This window comes from Arthrobacter sp. Y3225209 (genome assembly GCF_059090685.1).
Genome location: NZ_JBNHFW010000054.1, coordinates 1 through 339 on the forward strand (window position 1 = coordinate 1; position 339 = coordinate 339).

Annotated in this window: 1 pseudogene; it reads left to right on the top strand. The window is 73.7% G+C overall.

Annotated elements, in window-relative coordinates:
- Positions 1 to 43: 43 nt before the first annotated feature.
- Positions 44 to 339 (top strand): annotated as a pseudogene (locus AC5RVB_RS16350) (MFS transporter); the annotation flags it as partial.

The following is a 339-nucleotide window of genomic DNA, read 5'->3' on the forward strand; positions in this document are numbered from 1 at the left end:
TGCGCGGCAAACCGCCTCGAGCCCCTCACGACGAAGGACGCCAGTGTCAGACCCCCAGCCGCCCGCGCGCGGGCCGTATCCCGCCGTCGCACCGGACCCGCTGGGCCTGGTGCAGCGGCGCACCATGCGCGTGCTTGTTGTGATGCAGATTATCGGCACCGTCGGCGTCGGCGTGGCCCCCTCAATCGGCGTGCTGCTGGCAGGGGAAGTCACCAACAGCGAAGCATGGGCGGGGTTGGCACGGACGGCCAGTACGCTCGGGGCCGCCCTGCTCGGCCTGCCGCTGGGCAACCTGGCCGCCCGCCGCGGCCGCCGCATCGCCCTGGCCACCGGGTGGTG